The sequence below is a fragment of the Streptomyces sp. NPDC014676 genome (assembly GCF_043084105.1).
GTDB lineage: Bacteria > Actinomycetota > Actinomycetes > Streptomycetales > Streptomycetaceae > Streptomyces.
The window spans coordinates 137,861-159,704 of sequence record NZ_JBIBZI010000002.1 but is presented as its reverse complement, the minus strand read 5'-3'; the positions used below and the strand labels follow the sequence as shown (position 1 = coordinate 159,704).

Here is a 21,844-nt window from a genome sequence, read left to right as displayed (position 1 = left end):
TCGGCCCTGGCCGCCGGCGCGCGTCCGGACTTCACTGGCTCGCGGGCAGCGCCCGCCGGCCGCACCGACGGACCCGGCGGGTGTCGGACGACGAGGCCGGCAGGGGCGTGACGATGACGATGACGGGCGACGACGGCACGACGAGCGGGAACATCGCGGTGGTGGGGCACGCCGACCTGACCCCGGACACGCTCCTGCTGGTGGAGTCCGTGCTGCGGACCCGGCTGGCGCGGCGGCCCGCCCCGGCCGTGGCCATGGTGCGCACCGGCGCGGGGACGCCCCTGGCGTCCGGCCGGGCCGCGCGGGCGGCGGGGTGCCCGCTGGCCGTGGTGATCCCCACGCGCATCGGGGTGCCGGCCCTGCCGCCCCGGCGGGACCGGATGGCGGCCGGCGAACTGCTGACCCTCGCCGACGAGGTGCGCCTGCTGACCTACGACCCGGTGGACCGCGACTCCTGCATCGGCGCGGACGAACGGCTCGTCGCCGCCGGCGGTCTCCTCCTGGCCGTCTGGGACGGTTCCCCGTCCGACGGCCGCGACGCCACCGCCCACCTGGTGACCTACGCCCGCGCCCGGGGCGTCCCCGTGGAGATCGTGTGGCCCGCGGGGGCCGCCCGGGAAGCACCGTCGGCCCCCCGTGCGGAGGGCTGACGGCGGGAACAGGGACCATCGGCCCCCGCCCGGGACCCTCGCGGGGACCCTTCGACCCATGTGGACCCCTCCCCCCGCCGTCGATCATGGGCGCGCGGAACAGCCTGGGGAGGAAGACGTCCGGTGGACGAGATACGCATGGAGAAGGTCGAAGCCGCGGAGGCCGGACGGTCCCGTCCGGTGCCGCCGTCCGAAGGGACACCCGTGGTGCGCCGGGCCGCGTGGGTGGACTGGCTGACCACCACCGACCACAAGAAGATCGGCACGCTGTACCTGGTCAGCGCGTTCGTGTTCTTCATCGTCGGCGGGGTCATGGCGCTGGTGATGCGCGCCGAACTCGCCCGGCCCGGCCTGCAGATCATGTCGAACGAGCAGTTCAACCAGGCGTTCACGATGCACGGCTCGATCATGCTGCTGATGTTCGCGATGCCGCTGTTCACGGGCTTCGCCAACTGGATCATGCCGCTGCAGATCGGCGCGCCCGACGTGGCGTTCCCCCGGCTGAACATGCTGGCCTTCTGGCTGTTCCTGTTCGGCTCCTCGATCGCCACCGCCGGTTTCCTCACCCCGGGAGGAGCCGCCGACTTCGGCTGGTTCCTGTACGCCCCGCTGTCGAACGCGGTCTACTCACCGGGCATCGGGGCCGACCTGTGGATCATGGGTGTGGCCCTGTCCGGCTTCGGCTCGATCCTGGGCGCGGTCAACTTCATCACCACGATCATCTGCATGCGCGCACCCGGCATGACGATGTTCCGCATGCCGATCTTCACCTGGAACGTGCTGCTGACGGCGCTGCTGGTGCTGATCGTGTTCCCGGTGCTGGCGGCGGCGCTGTTCGCGCTGGAGTGCGACCGGAAGTTCGGCAGCCACATCTTCGACTCGGCCAACGGCGGGGCGCTGCTGTGGCAGCACCTGTTCTGGTTCTTCGGCCATCCCGAGGTGTACATCCTGGCGCTGCCGTTCTTCGGCATCATCTCCGAGGTGATCCCGGTCTTCTCCCGCAAGCCGATGTTCGGCTACATGGGCCTGATCGGCGCGACCATCGCCATCGCCGGCCTCTCGGTGACCGTATGGGCCCACCACATGTACGTCACCGGCGGTGTGCTGCTGCCGTTCTTCGCCTTCATGACGATGCTGATCGCGGTGCCCACGGGCGTGAAGTTCTTCAACTGGATCGGCACCATGTGGAAGGGCTCGCTGAGCTTCGAGGCGCCGATGCTGTGGACGCTGGGCTTCCTGACCACCTTCCTCTTCGGCGGCCTGACCGGCGTCATCCTGGCCTCGCCCCCGCTGGACTTCCACGTCTCCGACACCTACTTCGTCGTGGCGCACTTCCACTACACCGTCTTCGGCACGGTCGTGTACGCGATGTTCGCCGGATTCCACTTCTGGTGGCCGAAGTTCACCGGCAAGATGCTCGACGAACGCCTCGGCAGGATCACCTTCTGGACCCTCACGGCCGGCTTCCACCTGACCTTCCTGGTCCAGCACTGGCTGGGCGTCGAGGGCATGCCGCGCCGCTACGCGGACTACCTCGCCGCCGACGGCTTCACCGCCCTGAACACCCTGTCCTCCATCGGGTCGTTCCTGCTCGGCCTGTCGATCCTGCCGTTCCTCTACAACGTCTGGAAGACGGCCAAGTACGGCAAGCCGGTCGGCGTCGACGACCCCTGGGGTTACAGCCGTTCCCTGGAATGGGCGACCTCCTGCCCGCCCCCGCGGCACAACTTCACCACCCTGCCGAAGATCCGCAGCGAGTCCCCGGCGTTCGACCTGCACCACCCCGAGATCGCCGCGCTCGAACCGGTGAGGTGAGCCGTGCCGCAGCCCGTACTGGCCCTGGGGTGCGCGGTGGTGACGGCCGCCGGATCGGTCTGGTACCTGCCGGCCCTCACCGACCTGCGCGCCGGAGCCGACCGGCCGCTGTCCCGTCGTACGGCGGCGCTCGCCTGCCTGACCGCCTGGGGCACCCTCGGGGCGGTCGCCCTGGTGCTGCTCGTGGCCACGGCCTGGTGGGTGCCGGTGGGGGTGGCGGTCGCGGGTGGTACGGCCGCTGCCGCCCTGTGGACCGATGCCGCCGTGCGGCGCGCCGCTGAGCAGCGGGAGGCGGCCCGGCAGTGGGCACAGTTGCCGTACGCCCCGCTGCCCGTCGGCACCCGCCGCTCCCGCGGCGCGGTCGCCGCCCTGACCGTCGCCGGTCCGGTCGCGGGAGCGGCGGCCACTGTCGCCCTCGGTGTGTTCGTCACGGCCCTGGTCGTGGGCCTCTTCCTGGTGTTCGCCGTACGGCACACCCGTATGGTCCGCCGCACGACGACGGGCCGCGGGCACCCCAGGCCCTAGGCGCCCGGGCCGCCTCTATGCGGAATCCCTTCACCCACTTGCGGCTGATTCGGCAAACCTCCTTGCACCACTACAAGTGAAGTACTACAACTGGAGTTGTTCGAGCGAAGGCAGTCCACGGAAAGAGGCCGCGTTGCGAAAGCTCACGTACTACATCGCCTGCTCCATCGACGGCTTCATCGGGGACCCGCAGGGCGACGCGTCGGCGATGTACGCCTTCGTCGACGAGGAGTTCCTCGGCTTCCTCGTGGCGGAGTACCCGGAGACCATCGCGAGCCCCGCCCGCCGGCAGATGAACATCGACGACCTGCCGAACAAGCGGTTCGACACGATCGTCCAGGGCCGGGGCAGCTACGACATCGCCCTGAAGGAGGGCATCACCAGTCCCTATGCCCACCTGCGTGAATACGTGGCCTCCCGCACGCTGGGGGAGTCGCCCGACCCCAACGTCGAGATCATCGCGGACGACCTGGTCGGCCGGGTGCGCGCGCTGAAGGCGGAGGACAGCGCGTACGACATCTACCTGTGCGGCGGGGCCGAGCTCGCCGGCGCGCTGGTCGACGAGATCGACGAGCTGGTCATCAAGACGTACCCCATCGTGCAGGGCTCCGGCATGCCGATGTTCGGCTCCGGCTTCGCGATCACGCAGTTCGCGCTGGAGTCGGTGCGCTCGTTCGGCAACGGTGCGCTGGTGCGGACGTACAGCAGGAAGCGCTGAACCCATTCCGGGCCTACCCTGGGGGCATGGACAGCGAACAACCCGTCTGTCCCGTCTGCGGACAGCCGGTGGAGACAGTGGTCCGGCGCCACAAGACGCTGGGCGCGTGGGTCCCGGTGTGGACGCACGGCCCGTGCCGCAACCCGAGGTGCCGGGAATCCCGCTTCCAGGAAGCGGAAGCAGAAGTAGAGGAAGCCGTGAACCGGGCACCCACCAAGCGCTAGCGTGGCGGCATGGGTGCGGTGTGGCGATGGGGCGTGGGCATCTGGACTGCCGTCGTGATCGTCGGAGGCGGACTGACCCTGTGGCTGCGGGACGAGACCGAACCGCCGCCCCCGGTCAGCTGGGAAAGGACGGACCCGAGCGCGACCCCCCACCTCCCGGAGTGCCCGCTTCCCGAGCCGCCGCCCGGCGTCGAGGACGGCTCGGTGGTCACCGTCTGCCTCGTCAGCACCGACTAGCCCGACCGGCGGGCCAGCCCGCCCGTCTCCGGATCACGGCCGGTCAGGCAGTACGTACCGCCCGCCGGGTGCCGCATCACCGTCCAGTTGCCGAACACGGCCACGCACACCGCCCCCAGCTCCTCGTGGAGCGCCCGGGCCGCCCCGATGTCGGCGCAGGCGAGGTCCGGATGGGCGGAGGCCGGCCGTTCCTCCTCCAGCCGCTGGAGCAGGATGCGCACGGGCAGCCCGGCCGGCGGCCCGACCACGTGGAACTCCGGGAGCGAGCCGGGCGCCGAGTCCCAGCCGGGCAGCAGCCCGCTCCAGAAGGCGACTTCCGCGTCGTAGGCGGACGGCGGGAGGTCGAGGCACACCTGGTCCAGCCGGCTGCCGTGCACGACGGGCGGCCGCACCGACTCCCCGCGCCAGGGCACCGCGCAGAACAACTGCCCCGCGGGCGACCGCAGTACGGCCCACCCCTCGTGCTCGCCGACCGTCTCCGCGCCCAGCCGCGACGCGTGCGCCACGAACTCCGGCACGTCGTCCACGGAGAAGTCGAGATGGACGCCGCCCCCGCCCGAGGTGACCCCCTGAAGCTTGACGCAGGCGTCGGCGCCGTCCGCCAGCAGGGTCACGAACTCCCCGTCGTCCCCGCGGACTTCGGACAGCCGGGTGCCCGTGACCGCCGTCCAGAACTCGGCGGCCGGACCGGCCTGGGGGGCGGGGCGGTCGATGAAGGCGTACGTCCAGCGGATGCTCATCGCCCGATCGTAGAGCGAGCGCTGCGCCCCTACCTGGTTCTGGGCCGTTCCATGAACCGCAGCATGTTCCCCGCCGGGTCGCGGAACGCGCAGTCACGCACCCCGTACGGCTGGTCCACCGGCTCCTGGAGCACGTCCACACCGGCGGCGCGGACGCGCTCGAAGAGGGCGTCGCAGTCGGTGGTGGTGAAGTTGACCCCGCGCAGCATGCCCTTGGCCAGCAGCTCGGCCATCGCCTGCTTGTCGGCGGGGGAGGCGTCCGGGTTCGCGGCGGGCGGCTCCAGCACGATCTCCACGTCCGGCTGCTCCGGCGAGGCCACCGTCACCCAGCGCATCCCCTCGAACCCCACGTCGTTGCGGACCTCGAGCCCCAGCACGTCACGGTAGAAGGCCAGCGCCTTGTCGTGGTCGTCGACGGCGATGAAGCACTGGGCGAGCCGTACATCGTTTCCTGTGTCCATGGACCCACGCTAAGAGGTTTCGCTCGGACCGACCCTCGCCCGGCCCCGGAGCGGCCGGGTGTACATCCGCGCCACGCACGGCGGAATGACCGCGCTCTCCTCGTGCGACCGGGACCGGTACGCGCTCGGCGTCTCCCCGACCAGCTCGGTGAACCGCGAGCTGAACGACCCGAGCGAGGTGCAGCCGACCGCCAGGCACACCTCCGTCACCGTGAGATCGCCCCGCCGCAGCAGCGCCTTGGCCCGCTCGATGCGCCGGGTCATGAGATAGGCGTACGGCGTCTGCCCGTACGCCTCGCGGAAACTGCGCTGGAAGTGCCCGGCCGACATCAGCGCGGTCCGCGCCAGCTCCGCGACGTCGAGCGGCTCGGCGTACTCCCGGTCCATCCGGTCCCGTGCCCGCCGCAGCCGCACCAGATCATCCAGCTCCATCCGCCCAGCATCCCACGGCCCGCAGACAGCCGTCCCGCATACGCCGAAGGGCCCCGGCCGCACGGAAGCGGCACGGGACCCCCCGGAATGTCCGCGGACCCGCGATGGTGCACCGATCGCCGGCCGTCGCGCGGGTCAGGCCTTCTTGGTCTCCCAGAAGATCTTGTCGATCTGGGCGATGTAGTCCAGCGCCTTCTGGCCGGTGGCCGGGTCCGTCGACGCCTTGGCGGCCGAGAGGGCCTTCAGGGTGTCGTTGACCAGCTGGTGCAGCTCCGGGTACTTCTCGAAGTGCGGGGGCTTGAAGTAGTCGCTCCACAGCACGGAGACGTGGTGCTTCGCCAGCTCGGCGCGCTGCTCCTTGATGACCGTGGCGCGGGCCTGGAAGTGCGGGTCGTCGTTGCCGGCCATCTTCTCCTGGACGGCCTTCACCGACTCCGCCTCGATGCGGGCCTGGGCCGGGTCGTACACGCCGCAGGGCAGGTCGCAGTGGGCGCTGACCTTGACCTTGGGGGCAAACAGGCGGGAAAGCATGGAGCGTTTCCTTCCTCGTGATCGTCTTCTCACACTGGACATTACTCCGTGGCGGACGGCTTTTCGCGGGTGCCCCCGCGGGCTTAGGACAAAAGTCCGGGGTGAGACTGAGACTGGTGGAGGACGAACCGGGGAGGTGCCGGGAGATGCCGGAGCTGTCGCAGGACGCCGAGCGGGCGAGGGCGCCGCTGCCCTTCGGGGTGGCCGAGGTGACCGGGCCGTCCATGGTGCCCACGCTGCACCACGGGGACCGGCTCCTGGTGCACTACGGCGCCCGGGTCAAACGCGGGGACGTGATCGTGCTGCGGCATCCGTTCCAGCAGGACCTGCTCGTCGTCAAGCGGGCCGCCGAGCGGCGCGACGGCGGCTGGTGGGTGCTCGGGGACAACGCGTTCGCGGGCGGCGACAGCACCGACTACGGGGTGGTGCCCGACGAGCTGGTGCTCGGCCGGGTCCGGTTCCGTTACCGGCCGCGCGGCTCCGAGCAGCGTTCGCCGCTGGCCGTGGTGGGCTGGGCGCTGTCGTCGGCGCGGCCCGTGCGCTCCGGCCGGTCGGCCTCCAGGCGTTTGCGGGCGCGGTAGGCGGCCACGTTGGCGCGGGTGGCGCAGCGGTCGGAGCAGTAGCGGCGGGAGCGGTTGGTGGAGGTGTCCAGGTAGGCGTTGCGGCAGGGCGACGCCTCGCACAGGCCGAGGCGGTCCACGCCGTACTCGGTGAGGTGGAAGGCCAGGCCCATCGCGGCGATGGCGGCGTAGCCGGCGGTGGCGTTGGACGGGTGGTCGGCCAGGTGCATGTGCCACAGCGGGCGGCCGTCGTCGTCGCGGAAGTCGTGGCCGGAGATCTGCGGGCTGACCGGGAACTCCAGCAGCAGGGAGTTCAGCAGGTCGACGGCGAGGGTCTCGTCGCCGCCGTCCGCCGCCTCGAAGACCGAGCGGAGCCTGGCCCGGACCGAGCGGAACCGCGTCACATCGGCGTCGGTGGCGCGCCGGGCGGCCGACTGGTTCCCGCCGAACAGATCGCGGACGGCCTCGACGGAGGTCAGCGTGTCCTTCCCCCGGGCCGGTTCCTCGGTGTTGACGAGACGTACGGCGTAATCCGAGTAATAGGCCAGTTCCACTTGTAGTCCTTACGCAGGGGCTCTATGGTCGTGCGTGCGGTCGGGTAATAGACGATCGTGCACCCAGGGTATTACGGGACGTACGTGAAGGAGGCGCTCGATGACGGACGCGGACACCACCACGGCCGCCGCCGACTGGCGGGCCTGGCAGGAGAGCTGGGACCGGCAGCAGGAGTGGTACATGCCGGACCGCGAGGAACGCTTCCGGGTCATGCTCGACATGGTGGAGGCCCTCGTCGGCACCGCGCCGCGCGTGCTCGACCTCGCCTGCGGCACGGGCAGCATCACCGCCCGGCTGCTCGACCGGTTCCCGGACGCCACCAGCACCGGCGTCGACCTGGACCCGGCGCTGCTCGCCATCGCGGAGGGCACCTTCCAGGGGGACGAGCGGGTCTCCTTCGTGACGGCCGACCTCAAGGACCCCGCGTGGCCGGCGAAGCTGCCCCACGACTCCTACGACGCCGTACTGACCGCGACCGCCCTCCACTGGCTGCACCGGGAACCCCTCGCGGATCTCTACGGACACATCGCGGGGCTCGTCCGCGACGGCGGTGTCTTCATGAACGCGGACCACATGATCGACGACACCACGCCCCGGATCAACGCGGCCGAGCGGGCGCTGCGCCACGCGCGCATGGACCAGGCCAAGCGGGACGGTGCCCTCGACTGGGCCCAGTGGTGGCAGCTCGCCGCCCAGGACCCGGTCCTCGCCGGACCGACGGCCCGCCGCTTCGAGATCTACGGCGAGCACGCCGACGGTGACACGCCGTCGGCCGCCTGGCACGCGCGCGTGCTGCGCGAGAAGGGGTTCGGGGAGGCGCGGCCGGTGTGGTGCTCGCCGTCGGACACCCTGCTGCTGGCGTTGAAGTAGCCGGAGGGAACGCGAAGGGGCGGTACGGAAGTCCGTACCGCCCCTTCGCGTGTGTGCTCAGAGCACCTTGGACAGGAACGCCTTCGTGCGCTCGTGCTGCGGGTCGGTCAGGACGTCGCGCGGGTTGCCCGACTCGACCACCACACCGCCGTCCATGAAGACCAGGCTGTCGCCCACCTCGCGGGCGAAGCCCATCTCGTGGGTGACGACGACCATCGTCATGCCGGACTCGGCGAGGTCGCGCATGACGTCGAGGACGTCACCGACCAGCTCCGGGTCGAGCGCCGAGGTCGGCTCGTCGAAGAGCATCAGCTTGGGGTCCATGGCGAGCGCCCGCGCGATCGCCACCCGCTGCTGCTGGCCGCCGGAGAGCTGCGCGGGGTAGTTCCGGGCCTTGTCGCCGAGGCCCACGCGCTCCAGGAGCCCCATCGCGCGCTCCCTGGCCTGCGCCTTGCTCGCGCCCTTGACCTGGACCGGCGCCTCCATGACGTTCTCGACGGCCGTCATGTGCGGGAACAGGTTGAAGCGCTGGAAGACCATGCCGATGTCCCGGCGCTTGAGGGCGACCTCGCTGTCCTTGAGCTCGTACAGCTTGTCGCCCTTCTGGCGGTAGCCGACCAGCTCCCCGTCGACGTACAGACGTCCGGCGTTGATCTTCTCGAGGTGGTTGATACACCTGAGGAAGGTGGACTTGCCGGAGCCGGAGGGGCCGATGAGGCAGAACACCTCGCCGGTTTTCACCTCCAGGTCGATGCCCTTGAGGACCTCGACGTGGCCGAAGGACTTGTGCACGCCCTCCGCCTTGACCATGGGGACGGCGGACCCCTTCGCGGGCGTGTCCGTCCTGCCGAGCTTCTGCTCGCTCATGCCATGCCTCCCTTCGGGCGGCCGAGGGAGAGCATGTTCGCCCTGACCTTCTGCCACGGCGTCGGCGGCAGCTGGCGCGTGGAGCCCTTGGCGTAGTAGCGCTCCAGGTAGTACTGGCCGACGCTGAAGACCGAGGTCAGCAGCAGGTACCAGGCCGCGGCGAGGAACAGCATCTCGGCCGGGGCACCGGAGCTCTGGCCGATGTCCTGTGCGACCCGGAACAGTTCGGAGTACTGGACGACCGAGACCAGCGAGGTCGTCTTCAGCATGTTGATGACCTCGTTGCCCGTCGGCGGCACGATCACGCGCATCGCCTGCGGGATGACGATCCGGCGCAGCGTCTTCGCGTGGCTCATGCCCAGCGCGTGCGACGCCTCGGTCTGGCCCTCGTCGACCGAGAGCAGACCGGCCCGGCAGATCTCCGCCATGTACGCGGCCTCGTTGAGGCCGAGACCCAGCAGCACCGTCAGGAGCGGGGTCATGAACTGCGACCACTCGTCCTTGTAGACCGGCCCCAGGTTGATGTACTCGAAGACCAGGCCCAGGTTGAACCAGACCACCAGCTGCACCAGGACCGGGGTGCCGCGGAAGAACCAGATGTAGAACCACGCGATCGTCGAGGTCACCGGGTTCTTCGACAGGCGCATCACGGCCAGCAGGATGCCGCCGAAGATACCGATCGCCATGGACAGCACGGTGATCAGCAGCGTCTTGACGACGCCGTCGAGGACGCGGTCGTCGAGGAAGTACTCGGGGATCGCGTCCCAGTTGATCCTGCCCTGGGAGAACGCGTAGACGATCCCGCCGAGCAGGACGAGGGCGACGACGGCGGAGACGTACCGCCCGTAGTGCCGGACCGGGATGGCCCTGATGGCCTCCGGACCGGCCGGGGGTGTGCCGGCCGGGCCTGTCGTCTTGTCGATGTCAGTCACGGGTGTTGCCTTTCAGCGCCGCTCGGCCGCGGTCACTTGCCGCCGTTGATGGTGGCTTCCTTCACGGCGCCTTCCGCGACGCCCCACTTGTCCAGGACCTTCTGGTACTCGCCGTTCTTGATGATCTCGTCCAGCGCGGCCTTGAGGGCGTCCCGCAGCTGCGTGTCCTCCTTGGCGACCGCGATGCCGTACGGGGCGGCCTCGACCTGCTCGCCGACGAGCTGGAAGTCGTTGCCGCCGCCCGAGGTCTTCACGGCGTACGCGGCGACCGGGAAGTCGGAGGAACCGGCGTCGGCACCGCCCGCGCGCAGGCGGGTCTGGGCCTGCTGGTCGTTGTCGTAGGGCTCGATGGTGAGCTTCTCGCCCGTGGGGCACTTCTCCGCCTCGGCCTTGGCGAGGTCCTCCGAGACCGTGCCGCGCTGGAGCACGATCTTCTTGCCGCACAGGTCGGACCAGGTCTTGATGCCCTGGTCGTCGCCCTTCTTGGTGTAGATCGAGACACCCGCGGTGAAGTAGTCGACGAAGTCGACGCCCTCGCCGACCTTCTTGCCGGTCTCGGCGTCGACGCCCTCCTGGCGGTCCTTGGTGTCGGTCATCGCGGACATGGCGATGTCGTACCGGTCGGAGCGCAGGCCGGTGATCAGCGTGTCGAAGGTGCCGTTCTCGAACTCGAACTTCACGCCGAGCTGCTTGCCCATGGCGTCCGCGAGGTCGGGATCGATGCCGACGGTCTTGCCGGAACCGTCCTTGAACTCGACCGGGGCGTACGCGATGTCCGAGCCCACCTTGATGACGCCCGCCTTGCGGATGTCGTCCGGGAGCTTGTCGGCGAGGGGAGCGGCGGACGTCTCGGAGGTGCCGGCGTCGTTGCCCTCGTCCGTCTGGTCACCGCAGCCGGTGAGAAGCAGTGCGCCTGCGACCGCGATCGCGCCGGCCGCTGCAAGACGGGAACGCGCGGCGGTGGTACGACGGGTGGTGCTTGCGGTCATGGTGGGTTCCTCCGGCGGATGGGTGGAGATGCCGATGGGCGGGCCCTGCCGACGGGTATCGGCAGCGCCGCAGGTCGACAAGAACACACGTCTTCGAGTGTCGCGACCTCGTGCGATTACGGCATCTTGCCATTCGGTCTGAGCCATTCAGGGGGCCCGCGATGTCAAAATCGGATAACGGGTGACACCCGAACCGCATCACTCCGGGACATCCGACCGGACAGTCTGCGGGAATCAGTCGTTCCGGCCGGAAGATCTGCGGTCCATTCCAGGATGCGGACGCGTCGGCCGTGGTTTTTGTCGTGATTGTGGGCTTGCTCGTAGACCGTCCCGACCTTGTCCTGATATGAAGCGACAATTCAGAGCGGCGGCATGTGACCTTCGCGTTATGGACTCGTCGCCGACGGCGTCCGTCCGGTAAGAAGGTTCTTTACACCCCTCATCCGGGGCTCAGGGCGCGTGTGCGGCGCGCCCGTCGTGTTCGGCCCGTACGCATCAACCCTCCGGGCCGTGCGCGGTCCCGCCCACCCCTCACCAGGAGTGGCAACCCTCAAACCGTGAACATTTAAGGGGTAAAACCAAGTGGCAGCGGAGATTGTCAATCCTCGCAGCGACAGCGAACACCGGAACGGTCGTACGGAGCAGGGCGACGGGGCCGAGCCCCTCGACTCCTTCGACCCGGCGTTCGCGCTGCACCGCGGCGGCAAGATGGCCGTGCAGGCCACCGTGCCGATCCGTGACAAGGACGATCTGTCCCTGGCGTACACGCCCGGCGTCGCGAAGGTGTGCAGCGCGATCGCCGAGCAGCCGGACCTCGTCCACGACTACACGTGGAAGTCGCAGGTCGTCGCCGTCGTGACGGACGGCACGGCCGTGCTGGGACTCGGTGACATCGGGCCCGAGGCCTCCCTCCCGGTGATGGAGGGCAAGGCCATCCTCTTCAAGCAGTTCGGCGGCGTGGACGCGGTCCCGATCGCCCTGGACTGCACCGACGTGGACGAGATCGTCGAGACCGTGGTCCGGCTCGCCCCGTCCTTCGGAGGGGTGAACCTGGAGGACATCTCCGCGCCCCGCTGCTTCGAGATCGAGAAGCGGCTGCAGGAGCGGCTGGACATCCCGGTCTTCCACGACGACCAGCACGGCACGGCGGTCGTGTCGCTGGCGGCGCTGCGGAACGCGGCGCGGCTGAGCGGACGGACGCTCGGTGAGCTGCGGGCCGTGATCTCGGGCGCGGGCGCGGCGGGTGTCGCGATCGCCAAGATGCTGATCGAGGCCGGTATCGGCGATGTCGCCGTGGCCGACCGCAAGGGCGTCGTGTCGCGGGACCGCGAGGACCTCACGCCGGTCAAGGCGGAGCTGGCGTCGTTCACCAACAAGGCCGGCCTCTCCGGATCGCTGGAGTCGGCGCTGGCCGGCGCCGACGTCTTCATCGGTGTCTCCGGCGGCACGGTGCCGGAGGCGGCGGTGGCGTCGATGGCCGAGGGCGCGTTCGTCTTCGCCATGGCCAACCCCGACCCGGAGGTGCACCCGGAGGTCGCGCACAAGTACGCGGCGGTCGTGGCCACCGGGCGGTCGGACTTCCCGAACCAGATCAACAACGTGCTGGCGTTCCCCGGCATCTTCGCCGGTGCGCTCCAGGTGCGGGCCTCCCGGATCACCGAGGGGATGAAGCTGGCGGCGGCCGAGGCGCTGGCCGCGGTGGTCGGCGACGATCTCGCCGCCGACTACGTCATCCCGTCCCCGTTCGACGAGCGGGTCGCCCCCGCGGTGACGGCGGCGGTGGCCGCGGCCGCCCGTGCGGAGGGTGTCGCCCGCCGCTGAGGCGCGCGGATCACCGGTCGGCCCCGTCCCGGGTGGGCGGGGCCGATGCGCTGTGCCGATTCTCGCGCCGGGGGCTTGGGCCGCCCGGGTGGCGGATCCCGCCGGGTGGCAAGAGGGCGTGTCTCACAGCGGGGCCTGGTTCCTTCGGCGGGGCCGGGAACCTATCGTCAAGGTCATGTTCGCCGTCTACGCCGCCCGAATCGACCGCGACCAGCCGCTCGCGGGTCTGGAGACGGGAGAGCGCCCCGCTCCCGAGTCCCGGCCCGGCTGGAGCACCGTCACGGTCAAGGCCGCCTCCCTCAACCATCATGACCTCTGGTCCCTGCGGGGCGTGGGCCTCGCGGAGGACAAGCTGCCGATGATCCTCGGCTGCGACGCCGCCGGCGTCGACGAGGACGGCAACGAGGTCGTCCTGCACTCGGTGATCGGACAGAGCGGCCACGGGGTGGGTCCCCGTGAGCCCCGGTCCATCCTGACCGAGCGCTACCAGGGCACGTTCGCCGAGCGGGTCGCCGTGCCCACCTGGAACGTCCTGCCCAAGCCGAAGGAGCTCTCCTTCGAGGAGGCCGCCTGTCTGCCGACCGCCTGGCTGACCGCGTACCGGATGCTGTTCACCAACGCCGGGGTGCGGCCCGGGGATTCCGTACTGGTGCAGGGGGCCGGGGGTGGTGTCGCCACCGCCGCGATCGTGCTCGGCAGGGCCGCGGGGCTGCGGGTCTTCGCCACCAGCCGGGACGAGGCCAAGCGGAAGCGGGCGCTGGAACTCGGGGCCGTGGAGGCGGTGGAGACGGGGGCGCGGCTGCCGCAGCGGGTCGACGCGGTGATCGAGACCGTGGGGGCGGCCACCTGGTCCCACTCGGTGAAGTCGCTGCGGCCCGGCGGCACGCTGGTCATCTCCGGTGCCACCAGTGGTGACCGGCCCTCGCACGCCGAGCTGACCCGGATCTTCTTCCTGGAGCTGAAGGTCGTCGGGTCGACCATGGGCACCAAGGACGAGCTGGAGGACCTGCTCTCCTTCTGCGCCGCCACGGGGGTGCGTCCCGTCATCGACGAGGTGCTGCCCATGGACCGGGCGCGGGAGGGCTTCGAACGGATGGAGTCCGGCGGGCAGTTCGGCAAGATCGTGCTCACGAACCCCTGAGGGGCGAGGCTCGCCTCGACGGCCGGTCCGGGTCTCCGGGCCGGCCGTCGGTATGTCAACCGGGGTTGACGGCGAGGGGGTGTCAACGTACGTTGACATCATGACTGAGGCAACCGACCTCGCCGAGCGGGCGGGTGATCGCGACCCACGGGTCGGCCTGCGGGCCGTCGCCGCCCTGCGCCGGCTGCTGGAGCAACTGGAGACCGTGCAGGTGCGCAACGCGCGCCACCAGGGCTGGTCGTGGCAGGAGATCGCCACCGAACTCGGGGTCAGCAGGCAGGCCGTGCACAAGAAGTACGGGAGGCATTGATGTTCGAGCGGTTCACGAAGGACGCCCGTGATGTGGTGAAGGGGGCGGTCGGGCACGCGGAGGAGGCGGGGGCCGAGCGGGTCGGTGCCGAGCATCTGCTGCTGGCCCTGCTCGACCGGGAAGGGAGCCGGGCCTCGTTCGTGCTGGCCGCCCTCGGCGCCGCTGAGCGGCGGGAGTCGGTGCGGGCGGCGCTGGGGGAGGCCCGGCGGCGGGCCGGGCTGACGCAGGCCGAGACCGACGCCCTTGCCGGGCTCGGCATCGACGTGCCGGAGATCGTGGCCCGGGTGGAGGAGGTGCACGGGGCCGGGGCGATGTCCGGCGACCGGAAGGCCGGGGGCCGCAGGCCGGGACACCGGCCCTTCGACCGCGCGGCCAAGGACGTCCTCACGGGCGCCCTGCGCGCCGCCACCGCCCTGCGCGACCGCCGTATCGGCGACGAGCACCTTCTGCTCGCCCTCACCACCCGCCCCGGCGTCCCCGCCGAGGTCCTCGCCGACCACGGCGTGACGTACGAGTCCGTGACCCGGGTCCTCCACGGGGGTGGCGAGGCCAAGGCGGGCTGACGTCGGCGCAGGGCCGGCCCGGACCCGGACCCGGGCCTGGCCCGATCCGGGCGGGCCTGGTGCATCCCCGTCGGGCCGGGATCGTCCCGGTGGGCGAGGCCGGAGGGCTTCGGCCAGGCCCGGGTGGGTGCACCGGTCCTGCGGCCACGGCCGGGTCTTGCCGGGTCCGGGGTGTTCCGCCGGACCGGGGTGTGCCGGAGCCCGGGTGCCGGCCCGGTCCGGGTGGGCCGGTGCGGGACTGGTCGTGTCCGGCCGGGACAGGAGGCCTACCGCTTCGGCGTGCGCAGGATCCCCCCGATGTGGGCCGCTGCCGTGGACAGGTGGCGGCGGGCGTCGCGGAGCTGGTCCGGGGTGACCCCGTGGTCGCGGGCCGCGTCGCGGATGTCGTCCCGGAAGCGGTCCAGCAGGCGGTCCAGGTCGCGGGCCGGGTCGCCGGTGGAGTCCGAGGTGTCCTCGTGCGCCCAGGCCGGGGTGTAGCCGGCGGGGAAGTCCTCGGGCGTCTCCGAGTACGACGGCTCCGAGGTCTTGTCGAAGGCTCCCGTGCCGGTGCGGCCGAAGGCGAAGTCCTTGCCGAACCCGCTCATCTCCTTGGCCAGTTCACCCAGGCCCTCGCGCAGCCCCGTCGGCCAGTCGCCCCGCGCGAAGTGGCCCTGCACCTGTTCCTGGACCTGGCGCATGATGCGCTGCACCTCCTCCTGCGCCCTGTCCTGGGCCTCCTTGGCCTGGCGGCGGGCGCGCTGGGCCTCCTCCCGGGAGCGGCGGCTCTCGTCCTTGGCGCGGCGGGCCTGTTCCTTCCACTCCTGCTTGGCGCGGCGCATCTCCTCCTTGGCCGCCTGCCAGGCGTCCTTGTCGCCGAAGACCCCGAAGTCGCCGAAAGCGCCTTCCTCCCCGGCGGACGCCCCGCCCGTACGGCTCTGGCGGGCCTTGCCGGCCGCGGCCCGCATCTCGCGGCGCAGATCGCCCGCCGCGCCGCTGACGTCGGCGCGGATCTCGGCGGCCAGCTCGGCGACCGACTCCCGGATCTCCAGCTCCAGATCGGCCAGCTCGCCGCTGCGGTCGGCCAGTTCGGCGCGGCCGGCGTCGGTGATGGAGTACACCTTGCGGCCGCCCTCGGTGGTGTGGGTGACCAGACCCTCCGCCTCCAGCTTGGCCAGGCGCGGGTAGACCGTGCCCGCCGACGGCGCGTACAGCCCCTGGAAGCGCTCTTCGAGGAGGCGGATCACCTCGTAGCCGTGGCGCGGGGCCTCGTCCAGCAGCTTCAGCAGGTAGAGGCGGAGGCGTCCGTGGGCGAAGACGGGGGGCATGTCAGAGCACCTTCTTGTCGGTCGTACCGGCATTGTCTCCCGAGGCGGCCGGCGGTTCGGGCTCGTGCTCCCCGGCCGGGCGGCGCAGCAGGGCGATGGAGCCGGAGACGGTGGTGGCGCGCAGCTTGCCGCTGCCGGTGCCCAGGCGGCCGGTGAGTTTGTGGGCGCCCCACATGCCCTGGACCCGGAGGTCGTCGAAGGCGTTGGAGATGGCGCCGCTCGCCGTGTTCGCCTCGACGTCCGCGTCCGCGGGGTCCGGCAGGCGGATGGCTATCTCGCCCGAGACGCTGGACAGCCGGACGTCGGTGGGGCCGTCGGGGTCGAGGTCCACGATCATGGATCCGCTGACCGTGTCCGCCCGCACGGAGGGGCCGGAGCCCTCGACGACGGTGAGGTCGCCGGAGACGGAGGCGAAGCGGAGGTCGCCGGTGACGGACTGGGCCTCCACGCTCCCCGAGACGGTCTCCGCGCGGACCGGGCCGGCGAGGGCGACCAGGGTGGTGTCGCCGACGACGCCCTTCACCGAGACGGGGCCCTGGATGCCGGAGACCACGGCACCGGCGCCGACCACGCCCACCTCGATCCGGGTGCGGGCCGGGACGGCGAGGGAGACCACCGCGCTGCGGCGCCAGCCCTTGCGGTCCAGCCACTTGAGGAAGCCCTTCCAGGGGAGGTCGTCGTAGGCGACCGTGAGGGTGCCGTCCTGCTGGGTGACCACCAGGGGTGGGCCCTCGATCTCGGAGACCTGGAGGTGGGCGGTGGGGTCGTCGGTGCCGACGATGTTCACCGTGCCGTTGACGATGCGGACGTGCAGGTCGGTGACGGGGGTGTCGAAGGTGAGCTTCGTGGGTTGCGCGACGGACCACTCGGGCATGGTGGGGCCTCCTGCTCGGCGCATGGCGCTCGGCGCTCGATGGCGACGCGGCATATCGCGTCTTACGTGATTCACGATATATCGCGGCAGGGGAAAGTCAAGGCACTCGTTCTGGTGAACGGTCGGTTTGGTGGCGCGCTGGTGCGCGGTGCACGGTGCGCATTGCGGGGTGCCCCGTACCTGGTGTGGGCCGGGGGTGCGTGGCCCCGGCGCGCGTTACGGGTGCCCCGGCGTGGGGGCGGGCCGGGGGTGGGGTTGCGCGGCCCGGCGCTCGCGGGGTGCCTCCCCCACTCTCGGCTGCGCTCGAGCGGGAGGTACCCCCACCGCCCACCCGTGCCGCCCTGGGGGTACCTCCCAGGCCCTCAAGGCACTGGGGGAGGCACGACTGCCCGCGGCTGACGAGGCATGCGGCGCGGCTGCCCGCGGAGGTGGCGGGAGCGGTGCGGTTGTTCGTGGGAACGCGGTGCGCGGCTGCCCGTGGGCAGCCGCGCGGGTTCTACTCCTCGTCCTCGTCGTCCAGGCGGGCCAGCCAGGTGGCCAGGCGTTCCACCGGGACCTCGAAGTCGGGGTTGAGGTCGACGAAGGTGCGGAGCTGCTCGGCCAGCCACTCGAAGGTGACCTCCTCCTCCCCGCGCCGCTTCTCCAGTTCCTCGATGCCACGGTCCGTGAAGTACATGAGGTCAAGGATATGTGCGGGAAAACGGGCGGGCCGCACCCCCCTGTGAGGGGATGCGGCCCGCGCGTACTGCTCTGCCTGCCGCCGGTTACGCCTCGAAGACCTCGCGCACCAGCTGCTCCTGCTCGGCCTGGTGGCGCTTCGCGGAGCCGACCGCCGGGGACGAGCCGTGCGGCCGCGAGATGCGGCGCAGACGCTCGGCGTGCGGGAGGTCGGCGCCGACCGCCAGGTCGAGGTGGTCGATCAGGTTGAGCGCGATGAACGGCCAGGCACCCTGGTTCGCCGGCTCCTCCTGGGCCCACAGGTACTTCTCGGCGTTCGGGTACTTCTTGATCTCCGCCTGGAGTTCCGCGCCCGGCAGCGGGTACAGGCGCTCGATGCGGATGATCGCCGTGTCCGTGGCGCCGCGCTTCTGCCGCTCGGCCTCCAGGTCGTAGTAGACCTTGCCGGCGGTGAAGACGACCTTCTTGACCGCGGCCGGGTCGACCGAGGCGTCGCCGATGACCGGGCGGAACTGGCCCGTGGTGAACTCCTCCGCCTTCGAGGCCGCGGCCTTCAGGCGCAGCATCGACTTCGGGGTGAAGACGACCAGCGGCTTGTGGTGCGGGTTGTGCACCTGCCACCGCAGGAGGTGGAAGTAGTTCGACGGCGAGGTCGGCATCGCGACCGTCATGTTGTTCTGGGCGCAGAGCTGCAGGAACCGCTCCGGGCGGGCCGAGGAGTGGTCCGGGCCCTGGCCCTCGTAGCCGTGCGGGAGGAGCAGGACCACACCGGAGGTCTGGTTCCACTTCTGCTCGGCCGAGGAGATGAACTCGTCCACGACCGTCTGCGCGCCGTTGACGAAGTCGCCGAACTGCGCCTCCCACAGCACGAGCGCGTCGGGGCGGGCCAGCGAGTAGCCGTACTCGAAGCCCATCGCCGCGTACTCGGACAGCAGGGAGTTGTAGACGTTCAGCCGCGCCTGGTCCTCGGAGAGGTACTGCAGCGGCGTGTACTCGTCACCCGTGCTGCGGTCGATGATGACCGCGTGGCGCTGGCCGAAGGTGCCGCGCTGGGAGTCCTGGCCGGCGAGCCGCACCGGGACGCCTTCGAGAAGCAGCGAGCCGAAGGCGAGGGTCTCGCCCATGCCCCAGTCGATGGTGCCGTCCTCGACCATCGCCGCGCGGCGCTGCAGCTGCGGCAGCAGACGCGGGTGGACGGTGATGTGGTCGGGGATGTTCACCTGGGACTCGGCGATCCGCTTGACGACCTCCGTGGTCACCGCGGTGTTCACGGCGACCGGGAACTCCGCCTGCGGCTCCGAGGACTCGACCGAGGCCGGCTGCGAGGTGGCCTCGCGGACCTCCGTGAAGACCTTCTCCAGCTGGCCTTGGTAGTCCTGCAGTGCCTGCTCGGCCTCTTCCAGGGTGATGTCGCCGCGACCGATGAGGGACTCGGTGTACAGCTTGCGCACCGAGCGCTTCTTGTCGATCAGGTCGTACATCAGCGGCTGGGTGAAGGCCGGGTTGTCCGACTCGTTGTGACCGCGGCGGCGGTAGCAGATGAGGTCGATCACCACGTCCTTGTTGAACGCCTGACGGAACTCGAAGGCCAGCCGCGCGACGCGGACCACGGCCTCCGGGTCGTCGCCGTTCACGTGGAAGATCGGGGCCTCGATCATGCGGGCCACGTCCGTCGCGTACATCGACGAGCGCGACGACTCCGGGGCGGCGGTGAAGCCGACCTGGTTGTTGATGACGACGTGGACCGTGCCGCCGGTGCGGTAGCCGCGCAGCTGCGACATGTTCAGGGTCTCGGCCACCACGCCCTGGCCCGCGAAGGCCGCGTCGCCGTGGATCGCCACCGGCAGGACGGTGAAGTCCGTGCCGCCCTTGCCGATGATGTCCTGCTTGGCGCGGGAGACGCCCTCCAGGACCGGGTCCACCGCCTCCAGGTGCGAGGGGTTGGCGACCAGGGAGACCTTGATCTGCTCGCCGTCCAGGCCGGTGAAGGTGCCCTCGGCGCCCAGGTGGTACTTCACGTCGCCGGAGCCGTGCATCGACTTCGGGTCGAGGTTGCCCTCGAACTCGCGGAAGATCTGCGCGTACGACTTGCCGACGATGTTCGCCAGCACGTTCAGCCGGCCGCGGTGGGCCATGCCGATGACGACCTCGTCCAGGCGGGACTCGGCGGCCGAGTCCAGCACCGCGTCGAGCAGCGGGATGACGGACTCGCCGCCCTCCAGGGAGAAGCGCTTCTGGCCGACGTACTTCGTCTGCAGGAAGGTCTCGAAGGCCTCCGCCGCGTTCAGCCGGCGCAGGATGCGCAGCTGCTCCTCGCGCTCCGGCTTGGTGTGCGAGCGCTCGATGCGGTCCTGGATCCACTTGCGCTGCTTGGGGTCCTGGATGTGCATGAACTCGACGCCGGTGGTGCGGCAGTACGAGTCGCGCAGCACGCCGAGGATGTCGCGCAGCTTCATCAGGGACTTGCCGGCGAAGCCGCCGACGGCGAACTCGCGCTCCAGGTCCCACAGGGTGAGGCCGTGCTCGACGATGTCCAGGTCCGGGTGCTTGCGCTGGCGGTACTCCAGCGGGTCGGTGTCGGCCATGACGTGGCCGCGGACCCGGTAGGAGTGGATCAGCTCGAAGACGCGGGCGGCCTTGGTGACGTCGTCGTCGTGGGAGGCGTCGATGTCCTTGAGCCAGCGGACCGGCTCGTAGGGGATGCGCAGCGCCTCGAAGATCTCGTCGTAGAAGCCGTTCTCGCCGAGCAGGAGGTTGGCGACCGCGCGCAGGAACTCGCCGGAGGCGGCGCCCTGGATCACCCGGTGGTCGTAGGTCGACGTGAGCGTCATGACCTTGGAGATGCCGAGCTTGTTCAGGGTGTCCTGGGAGGTGCCCTGGAACTCCGCCGGGTAGTCCATGGAGCCGACGCCCATGATCACCGACTGGCCGGGCATCAGGCGCGGCACGGAGTGGACGGTGCCGAGGCCGCCGGGGTTGGTCAGGGAGACCGTGACGCCGGTGAAGTCGTCCATCGTCAGCTTGTTGTCGCGGGCGCGACGGACGATGTCCTCGTAGGCCTGCCAGAACTCGAAGAAGTTCAGCGTCTCGGCCTTCTTGATGGCCGCGACGACCAGCTGGCGGTCGCCGTTGGGCTTCACCAGGTCGATGGCCAGACCGAGGTTGACGTGCTCCGGCTTCACCAGGGTCGGCTTGCCGTCCACCCGCGCGAACGAGTGGTTCATCGCCGGCATGGCCTTGATGGCCTGCACCATCGCGTAGCCGATGAGGTGCGTGAAGGAGATCTTCCCGCCCCGGGCCCGCTTGAGGTGGTTGTTGATGACGATGCGGTTGTCGAACAGCAGCTTCACCGGGACCGCGCGCACGGACGTGGCCGTGGGCAGCTCCAGGGAGGCGTCCATGTTCTTCGCCACGGCGGCGGACGGGCCGCGCAGGACGACCTGCTCGGGGCCGGTCTTCACCTCGGTGGCGGGCTCCGCCTTCGGCTTCGCGGCGGCGGGCGCGGCGGCCTTCGCCGGAGCGGGAGCCGGAGCCGGGGCGGCGGGCGCCTTGGCGGCCGGCTGAGCGGCGGGCGCGGCGGCGGGCCGCGCGGCCGGCTGAGCGGGCGCGGCGGGCTGGGCCGGAGCGGCCGGCTGGGCCGGGGTGGTGGTTACCGCGGCCCCCGCGGCCGCGGTACCCGCCGGAGCCGAGGTCGCAGGCGCGCCCGGCTTGTAGTCGGCGAAGAAGTCCCACCAGGCTCGGTCCACCGAGTTCGGGTCCTGGAGGTACTGCTGGTAGATCTCGTCGACGAGCCATTCGTTGGCACCGAAGGCCGCAGCGGGGTTCTTGCCCGCTTGGTCGGTGTCGGTCGAGATGCTCGAGTTACTGGGGGACTGTGGCGACACGGCGTCAACCGCCCTCTTCCGCTTCGCAAGATGATGGACAGCGGAAATAAAGGCTACGCCCCCCGGAGCGAGAAGGTCAGGCCGGGCCCGTCCATCGTCGTGTAAGTCACATCACGGCGGGTGTTTCGGCGCGGGAAATGGCGGGAAACAACCCTGGTTCCGC

24 protein-coding genes are annotated in these 21,844 nt (G+C 70.7%); 12 read left to right on the top strand and 12 right to left on the bottom strand.

Annotated features, from left to right (window positions below; all coding sequences use genetic code 11):
* The first annotated feature begins 119 nt into the window (after positions 1-119).
* From ACF1DX_RS05100 to ACF1DX_RS05075, 6 genes are all read left to right on the top strand, one after another.
* Complete coding sequence (locus tag ACF1DX_RS05100) at positions 120-650, top strand: hypothetical protein (protein WP_391790449.1); 531 nt, start codon at positions 120-122, stop codon at positions 648-650.
* 123 nt (positions 651-773) lie between these two features.
* Positions 774-2,465: a cytochrome c oxidase subunit I gene (gene ctaD / locus ACF1DX_RS05095; protein ID WP_391789868.1), complete on the top strand. Its 1,692-nt coding sequence runs from the start codon at positions 774-776 to the stop codon at positions 2,463-2,465.
* A 3-nt stretch (positions 2,466-2,468) separates the two neighbouring features.
* Entirely contained in the window at positions 2,469-2,990 is a 522-nt protein-coding gene (locus tag ACF1DX_RS05090) for a hypothetical protein (protein WP_391789867.1), read from the top strand.
* Positions 2,991-3,123: 133 nt separating this feature from the next.
* On the top strand, positions 3,124-3,708 hold the full coding sequence (locus ACF1DX_RS05085) for a dihydrofolate reductase family protein (protein WP_030860277.1): 585 nt from the start codon (positions 3,124-3,126) through the stop codon (positions 3,706-3,708).
* 26 nt (positions 3,709-3,734) lie between these two features.
* A complete protein-coding gene (locus tag ACF1DX_RS05080) occupies positions 3,735-3,932 on the top strand; it encodes a hypothetical protein (RefSeq protein ID WP_391789866.1) in 198 nt (65 codons plus the stop codon).
* A 9-nt stretch (positions 3,933-3,941) separates the two neighbouring features.
* Positions 3,942-4,169 carry a hypothetical protein gene (locus ACF1DX_RS05075; RefSeq protein ID WP_391789865.1) on the top strand — a complete coding sequence of 76 codons (228 nt, stop codon included), beginning with the start codon at positions 3,942-3,944 and terminating at the stop codon, positions 4,167-4,169.
* Here ACF1DX_RS05075 and ACF1DX_RS05070 read toward each other — a convergent pair.
* From ACF1DX_RS05070 to sodN, 4 genes are all read right to left on the bottom strand, one after another.
* Positions 4,166-4,909 carry a VOC family protein gene (locus tag ACF1DX_RS05070; RefSeq protein ID WP_391789864.1) on the bottom strand — a complete coding sequence of 248 codons (744 nt, stop codon included), beginning with the start codon at positions 4,907-4,909 and terminating at the stop codon, positions 4,166-4,168. The two genes, ACF1DX_RS05075 and ACF1DX_RS05070, sit on opposite strands and share 4 nt — an antisense overlap.
* Before the next feature lie 29 nt (positions 4,910-4,938).
* Positions 4,939-5,370 (bottom strand): VOC family protein, encoded by a 432-nt coding sequence (locus tag ACF1DX_RS05065; RefSeq protein WP_391789863.1) that lies wholly within the window; start codon positions 5,368-5,370, stop codon positions 4,939-4,941.
* Between the two features lie 9 nt (positions 5,371-5,379).
* Complete coding sequence (locus ACF1DX_RS05060) at positions 5,380-5,802, bottom strand: helix-turn-helix transcriptional regulator (protein ID WP_391789862.1); 423 nt, start codon at positions 5,800-5,802, stop codon at positions 5,380-5,382.
* Positions 5,803-5,937: 135 nt separating this feature from the next.
* Entirely contained in the window at positions 5,938-6,333 is a 396-nt protein-coding gene (gene sodN, locus ACF1DX_RS05055; protein WP_004983535.1) for a superoxide dismutase, Ni, read from the bottom strand.
* A 146-nt stretch (positions 6,334-6,479) separates the two neighbouring features.
* Between sodN and sodX the strand changes: the two genes are divergently transcribed.
* Complete coding sequence (sodX, locus tag ACF1DX_RS05050; protein ID WP_391790448.1) at positions 6,480-6,914, top strand: nickel-type superoxide dismutase maturation protease; 435 nt, start codon at positions 6,480-6,482, stop codon at positions 6,912-6,914.
* Here the strand turns inward: sodX and ACF1DX_RS05045 are convergent.
* The gene (locus tag ACF1DX_RS05045) at positions 6,797-7,447 is read right to left on the bottom strand and encodes a CGNR zinc finger domain-containing protein (RefSeq protein WP_391789861.1); all 651 of its coding nucleotides are present in this window, start codon (positions 7,445-7,447) and stop codon (positions 6,797-6,799) included. The two genes, sodX and ACF1DX_RS05045, sit on opposite strands and share 118 nt — an antisense overlap.
* A gap of 100 nt (positions 7,448-7,547) precedes the next feature.
* On the opposite strand from ACF1DX_RS05045, the gene ACF1DX_RS05040 reads away from it, so the two are divergent.
* On the top strand, positions 7,548-8,318 hold the full coding sequence (locus ACF1DX_RS05040) for a class I SAM-dependent methyltransferase (RefSeq protein ID WP_391789860.1): 771 nt from the start codon (positions 7,548-7,550) through the stop codon (positions 8,316-8,318).
* A gap of 57 nt (positions 8,319-8,375) precedes the next feature.
* On the opposite strand, the gene ACF1DX_RS05035 is transcribed toward ACF1DX_RS05040, so the two are convergent.
* From ACF1DX_RS05035 to ACF1DX_RS05025, 3 genes are read right to left on the bottom strand one after another with little or no spacing between them, the layout of a single operon-like run.
* A complete protein-coding gene (locus tag ACF1DX_RS05035) occupies positions 8,376-9,128 on the bottom strand; it encodes an amino acid ABC transporter ATP-binding protein (RefSeq protein ID WP_391790447.1) in 753 nt (250 codons plus the stop codon).
* A gap of 53 nt (positions 9,129-9,181) precedes the next feature.
* Entirely contained in the window at positions 9,182-10,117 is a 936-nt protein-coding gene (locus ACF1DX_RS05030) for an amino acid ABC transporter permease (RefSeq protein ID WP_391789859.1), read from the bottom strand.
* A gap of 32 nt (positions 10,118-10,149) precedes the next feature.
* Positions 10,150-11,106, bottom strand: coding sequence for an ABC transporter substrate-binding protein (locus tag ACF1DX_RS05025; RefSeq protein WP_391789858.1), 957 nt, complete (start codon positions 11,104-11,106; stop codon positions 10,150-10,152).
* Positions 11,107-11,688: 582 nt separating this feature from the next.
* On the opposite strand from ACF1DX_RS05025, the gene ACF1DX_RS05020 reads away from it, so the two are divergent.
* The 4 genes from ACF1DX_RS05020 to ACF1DX_RS05005 all read left to right on the top strand — a co-directional run bounded on the left by ACF1DX_RS05020 (position 11,689) and on the right by ACF1DX_RS05005 (position 14,941).
* Complete coding sequence (locus ACF1DX_RS05020) at positions 11,689-12,927, top strand: NADP-dependent malic enzyme (protein ID WP_391789857.1); 1,239 nt, start codon at positions 11,689-11,691, stop codon at positions 12,925-12,927.
* A 175-nt stretch (positions 12,928-13,102) separates the two neighbouring features.
* Entirely contained in the window at positions 13,103-14,068 is a 966-nt protein-coding gene (locus ACF1DX_RS05015) for a zinc-binding dehydrogenase (protein WP_391789856.1), read from the top strand.
* A 100-nt stretch (positions 14,069-14,168) separates the two neighbouring features.
* Positions 14,169-14,378 (top strand): HTH domain-containing protein, encoded by a 210-nt coding sequence (locus tag ACF1DX_RS05010; protein ID WP_030219802.1) that lies wholly within the window; start codon positions 14,169-14,171, stop codon positions 14,376-14,378.
* Positions 14,378-14,941, top strand: coding sequence for a Clp protease N-terminal domain-containing protein (locus tag ACF1DX_RS05005; protein WP_391789855.1), 564 nt, complete (start codon positions 14,378-14,380; stop codon positions 14,939-14,941). The genes ACF1DX_RS05010 and ACF1DX_RS05005 overlap by 1 nt, the downstream gene beginning before the upstream one ends.
* A 266-nt stretch (positions 14,942-15,207) precedes the next feature.
* Here the strand turns inward: ACF1DX_RS05005 and ACF1DX_RS05000 are convergent, their stop codons facing one another.
* The 4 genes from ACF1DX_RS05000 to ACF1DX_RS04985 all read right to left on the bottom strand — a co-directional run bounded on the left by ACF1DX_RS05000 (position 15,208) and on the right by ACF1DX_RS04985 (position 21,681).
* Entirely contained in the window at positions 15,208-16,245 is a 1,038-nt protein-coding gene (locus ACF1DX_RS05000; RefSeq protein WP_391789854.1) for a helix-turn-helix transcriptional regulator, read from the bottom strand.
* 1 nt (position 16,246) lies between these two features.
* Positions 16,247-17,119, bottom strand: a complete 873-nt coding sequence (locus ACF1DX_RS04995) for a DUF4097 domain-containing protein (RefSeq protein ID WP_391789853.1) — start codon at positions 17,117-17,119, stop codon at positions 16,247-16,249.
* A 496-nt stretch (positions 17,120-17,615) separates the two neighbouring features.
* Positions 17,616-17,795: a DUF6104 family protein gene (locus ACF1DX_RS04990; protein WP_023586593.1), complete on the bottom strand. Its 180-nt coding sequence runs from the start codon at positions 17,793-17,795 to the stop codon at positions 17,616-17,618.
* 88 nt (positions 17,796-17,883) lie between these two features.
* Positions 17,884-21,681, bottom strand: coding sequence for a multifunctional oxoglutarate decarboxylase/oxoglutarate dehydrogenase thiamine pyrophosphate-binding subunit/dihydrolipoyllysine-residue succinyltransferase subunit (locus tag ACF1DX_RS04985; protein ID WP_391789852.1), 3,798 nt, complete (start codon positions 21,679-21,681; stop codon positions 17,884-17,886).
* Positions 21,682-21,844: the final 163 nt, after the last annotated feature.